Below are 8704 nucleotides of genomic sequence, written 5' to 3' on the forward strand. Positions count from 1 at the left end.
TTAAGTTGGTAAGCATAAAAGTAGCCGTTTTATGTTAAAATACAACGTTTTGATGATTATGAAAAGGCTGGATTCCAGACTGGAATGACACCATCATAAAGTGAATCAGTGTCAGCTACTTGCATCTACCATGCAAGTTAACTGAAAATTGCAATGTTCGTACACTTGACTACTTGGATCTAGTATGATTTAATTAACCAAGAAGTAGGCATGAAAAAATTATGTAGTGAACCAGTTTGCATAACACCAGGAGGAAAATATGGATAGAAAGACGAGAATAGAATCAGACAGCTTAGGGGAAGTAAAAGTACCAAGTGAACATTACTGGGGAGCGCAGACTCAGCGTTCTTTAGAAAATTTTAAGATTGGCACAGAAAAAATGCCAGAGCCTCTGATTAAAGCATTAGCAATAGTAAAACTTGCAGCAGCGCGTGTTAATATGAAACATGGTGTTATAGATGATAGGGTAGGGGACGCAATTTGCACAGCCGCGAGGGAAGTAATAGATGGCAAATTTAATAATGAATTTCCGCTTGTTGTTTGGCAAACCGGATCCGGAACGCAGACTAATATGAATATGAATGAAGTGATCAGCAATCGTGCAATAGAGATTTTAGGTGGCAATTTGGGTAGTAAATCTCCGATACATCCAAATGATCATGTGAATTATGGTCAGTCGTCAAATGACACCTTTCCAACAGCAATGCATATAGCAGCAGCAGAGCAAATAAACTGCTTGCTTATTCCAAATCTTGAAAAATTGCATAAGGTGCTGGATAATAAGGTTCAGGAATTTAAAGATATAATAAAAGTAGGACGTACTCACTTACAAGATGCAACGCCCCTAACACTAGGACAGGAGTTCTCTGGCTATGCAGTCCAGATTAAAAAGGGGATAGAGAGAGTAAAATCAACTTTAAGTGATATATATGAGCTTGCACAAGGTGGCACTGCAGTTGGCACGGGACTCAATACTAAAAAGGGTTTTGCTGAAGATTTTGCTAGAGAAGTTGCAAAAATCACTAATCTTCCATTTACTTCAGCAGGCAATAAATTTGAAGCGCTAGCAGCAAATGATGCTTTAGTTGAGCTCAGTGGAACACTCAATACAGCAGCAGTCAGTTTAATGAAAATTGCAAATGATATAAGGCTGCTTGGTTCTGGTCCAAGATGCGGAATTGGGGAAATAATGTTACCGGAAAATGAGCCTGGTTCTTCAATTATGCCAGGTAAAGTGAATCCAACTCAGTGTGAAGCGGTGACTATGGTATGCACTCAAGTTATGGGAAATCATGTTGCTGTGACCATTAGTGGTTCAAACGGTCATTTTGAATTGAATGTGTTTAAGCCAGTGATAATTTACAATGTTTTGCAGTCTATAAGACTTTTAGCTGATGCAAGTTTAAATTTTACAGAAAAATGTGTAATTGGTATTAAAGCAAATGAAGAGAGGATAAAAGATTTACTGAATCAGTCGTTGATGTTGGTCACTATATTAAATACGCATATAGGGTACGACAATGCAGCAAAAATAGCGAAGCTTGCTTATAAAGAAAATATCACTCTAAAAGAAGCAGCAGCAAAACTTCAACTGCTCACTGAGGAAGAGTTTGAAAGGATAGTGAAACCAGAAGAAATGGTAAATTATTTGTAACCGCTCACACTTAATTCTTCAATCTCACTAATAGAAAGGCCAGTAAACTTGACAATAGTGTTAACATCAACATTATTATCTTGCTTTGTCTACCTTATTTTGCCGCTCCCCTGAACGGATACGGTTTAAGACATAAGATCCTTTTTCATAGCTATACTACGTTATCCAGCGTCTGGGCACTGGTTTCTTGGTACTGATTCCGCAATAATTTTTTTTTCCTTCAATAAACTTTGCAGTTCGCCTTTTTCGTACATCTCGCGAGTGATGTCGCAACCACCAATAAACTCTTCCTTTATATATAATTGTGGAATTGTTGGCCAATCAGAAAACTTTTTTATAGATTCACGTATTTCATCATTCTCCAACACGTTAATATACTTAAACTTCACGTTCAATTTTTTTAGGATTGACACGACGAGTCCAGAGAATCCGCATTGAGGAAAATCAGAAGTGCCTTTCATATATAATACCACATCATTTTCTGCGATATCTTTTTTTATTTGTTCAAAATTGCTCATAAATTCACCTTATTTTTAAGTATTAGTTTCCAGTTGCAAGGCGTGTATAGACTGACCTTCCAGAGCTTTATATACCATTTTATGCTGTTCTATTCTTGTCTTTCCAAGAAAGCGCTTGGAGGTTATTTTTAAATGATAATGATCATCATCTCCAGCAAGGTCATGAACCTTTATATCAGCGTCGGGGAACGATTGTTTGATGATCCTCTCTAATTCGTGAATTGCAATAGTCATTGATTTACTTTAAATTACAATACTTTCATTATAAATCTAAAACGACTGGGTGCAATTGAATTATTGATTATATAGTTACTAATATTGTGAAGATAGTAGATTCAGTGTGTTAAGTGCACTAGCAAGGCGAGATTTTAATTGATTTTCATATTTACTCCAATCTTGTATTGCCTTTCTTGCAACACCTGAATCAACTGCGGCTTTTGCAACAGCAGGAGATACTATAGAAATTAATCTTGGGTCAAATGGAGTAGGTATTATATATTCACGTCCGTAGCTCATTTTACGACCGCCATAGACTGCAGATATCTCACCTGGTACTGGCTCACGGGCAAGCTTTGCTATTGCATCTGCAGCTGCAATTTTCATTTCATCATTTATTGTTGTTGCATGTACATCAAGCGCTCCTCTGAATATATAAGGAAATCCCATTACGTTGTTGACTTGATTGTTGTAATCTGACCTGCCAGTTGCGATTATTGCATCTGGCCTCACAGATTTTGCAAACTCAGGCCTTACTTCTGGATCGGGGTTGGCGAGAGCGAAAATAATCGGGTCTTTGCCCATACTCTTTAACATCTCTTCATTTAACACATCTTTTGCAGATAATCCGATGAATACATCAGCGCCTTTTATTGTATCAAGTAGAGAACGTTCGGAAGTATCAATTGCATATTTTTCCTTCCACTCATTCATGTCCTCGTTTCTACCTTTGTATATTACTCCTTGCTTATCACACAGCACTATATTTTTAGCGCCCATGGACTTTAGTATTTCTAAACATGCAATACCGGCTGCTCCAGCACCATTCATAATGATCTTAACGTCCTCTAATTTCTTTCCGACAATATCAAGAGCATTTTCTATGCCAGCTGCAACAACCACCGCAGTTCCATGCTGGTCATCATGGAACACTGGAATATCCATCAGTTCATTCAGGCGTTTCTCTATTATAAAACAATCGGGAGATCTTATATCTTCTAAATTTATCCCCCCCCAACTTGGTCCAAGATACCTTACTGCATTGATGAAATCTTCTATATTTTCTGTACCAACTTCTATATCAACTGCATCAATATCAGCAAGACGCTTAAATAAAACAGCTTTGCCTTCCATGACAGGTTTTGCAGCAAGAGGACCGATATTACCAAGTCCAAGCACTGCAGTGCCATTTGAAATGACAGCAACACAGTTGCTTTTTGCTGTATAATCATAAACAACCTCAGGATTTTTAGCTATTTCAAGGCACGGAGCTGCAACACCAGGGGAATAAGCAAGTGACAAATCATACTGGGTAGATAAAGGTTTTGTTGGCATGATTGAAATTTTACCAGGGTTACCACCTCTGCTGTGATACTTAAGCGCTTCTTGTTTTGTGGTACTATCTAAATCATCGTTCATCATTACATCCTTATATTTTAAGCTTGTATTTTTTAAGTATATGGAGTTTTTATAAATGTTCAATTGTAAATTATTAACTTGTGAACTCTGTTGTACTTCTGTATAAGTTTACCTATTACGTAAGATGATATTACATGCTTAAAAAAAACGTGCCTAATTTGCTTACAATTTCTCGTGCACTTGCAATACCAGCAATAATATTAAGTTTTTATATAGAAAATAAATATGCAGGCCTGATAACAATATCAATCTTTGTGTTTGCGTGCATTACGGATTTTTTTGATGGTTACCTGGCGCGTGCGTGGAAAGTCCAATCAAAGTTTGGCAAGCTATTTGATCCAATTGCTGACAAATTAATAGTGGTTTCAACGATAATTATGCTAGTTTATAAGCATAAGATAAATGATTTTACAATAGTACCATCGATTATCATCATCTGTCGGGAGATATTAGTCTCGGGTTTACGGGAGTTTCTGATAGCTACAAATGTTAGTCTACCTGTAAGCAAAGCTGGAAAAATTAAAACATTTTTGCAGATGGTTGCTGTAGTAGCGCTAATAATGAACGATTATTATATGATTCAATATACAGGTGCGATTTGTTTATGGGTTGCAGCTATTATAACTGTGTGGTCAGGCTATAATTATATCCTAGCCGGCATCAAACAGATTGATTAAATCTCCTAGGAAATAATTAATAGACAAGAGTAGTTAATATCTTAGTGATATTGACTCAGAAAGCAAAAAGGTGTATAATTGTATTAACTTACAACTAATTAGGTTAATATTATGAAAATACCTAGTGGCAAATTTTCTTCTACTAAAAAGGTTCCAGGAAAGAATAAGAAAAAAAGAGATTTTGAACCATTAGAAGAGTTTTTTTGGGATTTTTGGCCAACAGTTGATAAAGAAGTCAAAAGAGAAAGGCTAGAACAAGAGCTATTAACACTAAAAAAAAGAGAGCTATATAGACAATGTGCATCATTGGTAACAATGGTTCCATTTGCATTATTTATGGCTATTGAACTGGAAAAAATATGTAGCGATCAGGTATTACTTGGCGTGATAAGTGGCGCGCTAAGCCACACTATATTACCTTTCATGGTCCTATCTCTTATTTGTGCACTATATTTAATTTACAATAATAGGAAAATAGCACAAAAAGAACGAGAGTTGAAGAATATTGAAAATGGAGAGGAAGTAAAGGAAAAAGAGCACAATATTTCTGATATAGGTCAGTGTTTGATCTATATTGAGGCTATAACAACTGCACTGGTTATTGTAGGTATGATAATGGGTGAAACATCTTCACTTGAAGCAGCAGAGGATGCAATTTTATTTCTTGCCAATGCAATTGCTTTTCTTGCAACTCTTGCTTCTTATATTGATAAGCATGAAAAAAATAAGAAAAAGGAAACAGAAAAGTCTGATCTTGATGAGAAATCTAGCAAGAAAACTAGCAATATGTCTGTAGCCGGATTGGCTCTTGCTGGTTCTTCTATATTTTTAATAAGAAGGATAATGTTAATGGCATTAGCATCGTCCTTAAATCCTGCTGTTGGACCTACTTTAGGCTTGATAGGTATTGCACTTTTTATGGTTGTACAGGTATTAACTATACATTCCTACAGCAAGACGCTGAAAGATCCAAAAGTGGAAGGACGAGGTGAATCAAGAAATGCAGGTAGTTCTGACCGTAGTTATAAAGAAGAAGGGCAGGCTATTGCCTAAGAAATTTATTTATTTAAGTAATATTTAGGTCTATACTTTATTTTGATCGAAAAAAATCTTATGTATAAGACTTTAATCACGTGCTTTATTTTTCTGGTTTGCTCCTTTACGCAGTCACATGCGGATGATCTTGAAAAAACTGAAACTGAACTATATGAAGAAGCAGTTGAACTTTTTGACCAGAAAAAATATAAACAAGCTATTAGGGCATTTCATAAGATAGAGGATTTGTATCCTTTTTCTTATTGGGCAATGAAAGCAAAATTATTATCTGGGGTCTCTCACTATAATATGGGTAACTATAGCAGTGCTGCAAGTGATATGGATGATTATATATATGTTTATTCAAATGGTGAAGATTTACCATATGTATACTACTTAAGGGTATTATCTTATTACATGCAAATTAATAAAGTGCAACTTGGACAGCAAACTGTATATAAAACTTTAGAGCTAGCCACTGAGTACATTAATCTCTTTCCAGGCAGCGAATATGTAGACGAGATAAAGGAAAGAGCAAAATTAATCACAGAACATATATCAACAAAAGAGTATTCTATCGGTAAATTTTACCTGAGGCGTGGTGAATATTTAGCAGCAATTAAGCGTTTCCAGAATATGGCAAGCTATAAGGATTCTAAATATTTTTCTAAGTCTATTAACCATTTAATAGCAGCCCATTCAGCTCTTGGCCTTGACTTAGAAGCTGAGCAGTATGAAAGTATGTTATTAGCAGAAAACCTGCAAGATGCCAAGCCGGAGGCTTGAAAATTTGCTTTAGTTTTTTCTATACTTTGATATATAATTTAGATTTTTAACTATTTGAATATGGCTGGTCATTCACAATTTTCAAATATAAAACATCGGAAAGGCGCTCAGGATGCAAAGCGCTCTCAAAAATTTACGAAGCTGATTAGAGAAATAACAGTTGCTGCAAAGCAAGGGCTGCCCGATCCCGAACTCAACCCGCGCCTTCGCTCTGCTATATTTGCTGCACGCAAGGAAAATCTACCAAAAGATAAAATAGAAACAGCAATAAAAAATGCAACCGGTAACGTTGCTGGAGAAAATTATGAGGAAATCCAATATGAAGGTCATGGCCCTTCTGGCACTGCACTCATTGTCCATGCCTTGACTAATAACCGCAACCGTACTGCTTCTGAGGTACGTTATATATTTTCTCGCAAGGGTGGAAACTTGGGAGAAACAGGAAGTGTTAGTTACCTCTTCGATCATGTAGGCTTAATCGTCTATAAAGCAGAGGATGTGAATTTTGATGATTTATTTAATTATGGGATCGAGTTAGAAGTATTGAACGTTGAGGAAAATGACAAAGAAGGATTACATGTTATAACTTGTGAAATAAAAGATTTTGGTAAAGTACGCGATGCCTTTTATGCAAAATTCGGAGAACCAGAACTTGCTCGTCTTTCATGGCAGCCAAAAGATCTGATTGAAATTAGCGATAAAGAGTTGATTGATAAATTATCTACATTGGTTGAAGAACTAGAAGATAATGACGATGTACAGTACGTGGAAGGTAATTTTACTTTTGTTGATGCTGTTTAAATGATGAAGCTGATTATATTTGTGCTGCTCTTTATCTTACCGTTATATACCGCTGAAACATCAGCAGATCTTGCGCAGTATGCAGCCAGTGCCTCTCTTTCTTGTCATCCCAGTACCCAGACACTGGGATCCAGCAAAATTGATTGTAAACAGCACACTATACAACATTTTCGATTAAAAAACTGGATTCCAGTGTCAGCTACTTGCATGACAGAAAAGGAACGTACAAAGGCTGCGCCCATAGGGTGTCATCCCAGTGCCCAGACACTGGGATCCAGCAAAATTCAAGCACATTATGCAACATTTTCGGTGAAATTACCAGAAAGCTGGATTCCAGTGTCAGCTACTTGCATGACAGAAAGCAACCTAACCCACTCTCCAGTGTCACTTCAGCAAGGAATCAGGAAAAAAAAAGATATTACTTTGGTGGAGGGAAGCAACGTAGGAAACTTAGTACATGATGGAAAGTTGTTATTCATATCCAGCACCATAAAATCCTCTTTCTTTGCCACGGGAATTGAGCAAGGGTTGGCGCCAAATACAGTGGTGAAATTGATCAACATATATAAAGATTTCGGTGTTGATTTTAAAAAAGACATTGTGCCGAAGAGTAAATTGGAGGTTCTTTTTGAGAGATCGCTCAGTAATCGGAAGACTGAAGAAAAAATTTTATATGCTTCACTGACAATAAACAAGAAAGCTATTAGTTTATATCATTATAAATCGCAAGACGGCAAAGAAAGGTATTTTAATAAAGAAGGAATAAGCTTAAAAAATGGCGAAATTTTTGCAAATCCTTTAAATGGAGATTATCGCATATCCTCAAAATTTGGCAATAGAAAGCATCCTGTTCGCGGTAAAATTGCTTTTCACAAAGGAGTGGATTATGCAGCTAAACTTGGCACTCCCATATACGCTGCTGCAGAGGGTGTGGTAGAATATATAGGAAAGAATGGTGGCTATGGAAATTACATCAAAATAAAACACAAAAATGAATATTCAACCTGTTACGCGCATATAAGTAGATTTAGTGGCGATATAAAGTTAGGCTCTAAAGTAAAGCAGGGGCAGGTCATCGCTTATGTTGGTAGCACTGGTGTTGCAACAGGACCCCATTTACATTACGAAGTTATATATAACAGCAAACACATCGATCCGCTTACGATAGCGCATAAAACTGAAGTAAAATTGCCTGATCATGAATTAAGAGAGTTTAAACTATTTGTAAATAAGATAAATAAAACGATCAACAGAGAGGGTTCAAGTGAAAAAGAAGTTTAAAGACAATATGGATAAGAATACGATAAACGATAGAATTTGAGTCAAATTCGGGCTTTTCCTGTACTAATAGCGCTAGGATTAATTTTATCGCTGCTTTTTTGGGCATATGACAGCACAATTGCACTTGGAGTTGCTGCTGTTTCAATTTTGACTTTTCTTCAAGGATTTTTTATTAATGACCCTAATGAAGCAAGAGTGATAGAGTTTTTTTGGTCATTATATTGGAACTTATTTTAAGAGGTTGTCCGGAAACAAGTAAAAGGCTATAATATCTGAAATTTTAGTACGGGGTAAAGATGAGAAAAAAGTATCCAACA

Annotated in this window: 9 protein-coding genes and 1 pseudogene; 7 read left to right on the forward strand and 3 right to left on the reverse strand. The window is 36.2% G+C overall.

Translation table 11 applies throughout. From position 1 onward, the window contains the following. Nucleotides 1-259: 259 nt before the first annotated feature. Nucleotides 260-1654, forward strand: a complete 1395-nt coding sequence (gene fumC / locus BA053_RS03875; RefSeq protein ID WP_065094368.1) for a class II fumarate hydratase — start codon at nucleotides 260-262, stop codon at nucleotides 1652-1654. Nucleotides 1655-1815: 161 nt separating this feature from the next. Here the strand turns inward: fumC and grxD are convergent, their stop codons facing one another. The 3 genes from grxD to BA053_RS03890 form a co-directional block, all read right to left on the reverse strand. After that, nucleotides 1816-2172, reverse strand: a complete 357-nt coding sequence (gene grxD / locus BA053_RS03880; protein ID WP_065095060.1) for a Grx4 family monothiol glutaredoxin — start codon at nucleotides 2170-2172, stop codon at nucleotides 1816-1818. A gap of 15 nt (nucleotides 2173-2187) precedes the next feature. Beyond that, nucleotides 2188-2406 (reverse strand): BolA/IbaG family iron-sulfur metabolism protein, encoded by a 219-nt coding sequence (locus BA053_RS03885; protein WP_065095061.1) that lies wholly within the window; start codon nucleotides 2404-2406, stop codon nucleotides 2188-2190. A 78-nt stretch (nucleotides 2407-2484) separates the two neighbouring features. After that, nucleotides 2485-3807, reverse strand: a complete 1323-nt coding sequence (locus tag BA053_RS03890; RefSeq protein WP_082941419.1) for a malic enzyme-like NAD(P)-binding protein — start codon at nucleotides 3805-3807, stop codon at nucleotides 2485-2487. A 134-nt stretch (nucleotides 3808-3941) separates the two neighbouring features. Between BA053_RS03890 and pgsA the strand changes: the two genes are divergently transcribed. The 6 genes and pseudogenes from pgsA to BA053_RS03920 all read left to right on the forward strand — a co-directional run. Then, nucleotides 3942-4484, forward strand: coding sequence for a CDP-diacylglycerol--glycerol-3-phosphate 3-phosphatidyltransferase (pgsA, locus tag BA053_RS03895; RefSeq protein WP_065106782.1), 543 nt, complete (start codon nucleotides 3942-3944; stop codon nucleotides 4482-4484). A gap of 111 nt (nucleotides 4485-4595) precedes the next feature. Beyond that, nucleotides 4596-5537: a hypothetical protein gene (locus BA053_RS03900; protein ID WP_065106783.1), complete on the forward strand. Its 942-nt coding sequence runs from the start codon at nucleotides 4596-4598 to the stop codon at nucleotides 5535-5537. Nucleotides 5538-5597: 60 nt separating this feature from the next. Continuing rightward, a complete protein-coding gene (locus tag BA053_RS03905; protein WP_065106784.1) occupies nucleotides 5598-6305 on the forward strand; it encodes an outer membrane protein assembly factor BamD in 708 nt (235 codons plus the stop codon). A 60-nt stretch (nucleotides 6306-6365) separates the two neighbouring features. After that, on the forward strand, nucleotides 6366-7106 hold the full coding sequence (locus BA053_RS03910) for a YebC/PmpR family DNA-binding transcriptional regulator (RefSeq protein ID WP_065095065.1): 741 nt from the start codon (nucleotides 6366-6368) through the stop codon (nucleotides 7104-7106). A gap of 351 nt (nucleotides 7107-7457) precedes the next feature. Beyond that, the gene (locus tag BA053_RS03915) at nucleotides 7458-8387 is read left to right on the forward strand and encodes a M23 family metallopeptidase (RefSeq protein ID WP_245611078.1); all 930 of its coding nucleotides are present in this window, start codon (nucleotides 7458-7460) and stop codon (nucleotides 8385-8387) included. A gap of 7 nt (nucleotides 8388-8394) precedes the next feature. Next, nucleotides 8395-8625: pseudogene (locus BA053_RS03920) on the forward strand (SPFH domain-containing protein); the annotation flags it as partial. Nucleotides 8626-8704: the final 79 nt, after the last annotated feature.

The organism is Wolbachia endosymbiont of Nomada ferruginata, from assembly GCF_001675785.1.
Lineage (GTDB): Bacteria > Pseudomonadota > Alphaproteobacteria > Rickettsiales > Anaplasmataceae > Wolbachia > Wolbachia pipientis.

Bases quoted from the DNA above. Each gene is read 5' to 3' on its own strand.
- BA053_RS03890 (WP_082941419.1), bottom strand. From the start codon at position 3,807: ATGAACGATGATTTAGATAGTACCACAAAACAAGAAGCGCTTAAGTAT.
- grxD (WP_065095060.1), bottom strand. From the start codon at position 2,172: ATGAGCAATTTTGAACAAATAAAAAAAGATATCGCAGAAAATGATGTG.
- pgsA (WP_065106782.1), top strand. From the start codon at position 3,942: ATGCTTAAAAAAAACGTGCCTAATTTGCTTACAATTTCTCGTGCACTT.
- BA053_RS03915 (WP_245611078.1), top strand. From the start codon at position 7,458: ATGACAGAAAGCAACCTAACCCACTCTCCAGTGTCACTTCAGCAAGGA.
- BA053_RS03885 (WP_065095061.1), bottom strand. From the start codon at position 2,406: ATGACTATTGCAATTCACGAATTAGAGAGGATCATCAAACAATCGTTC.
- BA053_RS03905 (WP_065106784.1), top strand. From the start codon at position 5,598: ATGTATAAGACTTTAATCACGTGCTTTATTTTTCTGGTTTGCTCCTTT.
- BA053_RS03910 (WP_065095065.1), top strand. From the start codon at position 6,366: ATGGCTGGTCATTCACAATTTTCAAATATAAAACATCGGAAAGGCGCT.
- fumC (WP_065094368.1), top strand. From the start codon at position 260: ATGGATAGAAAGACGAGAATAGAATCAGACAGCTTAGGGGAAGTAAAA.
- BA053_RS03900 (WP_065106783.1), top strand. From the start codon at position 4,596: ATGAAAATACCTAGTGGCAAATTTTCTTCTACTAAAAAGGTTCCAGGA.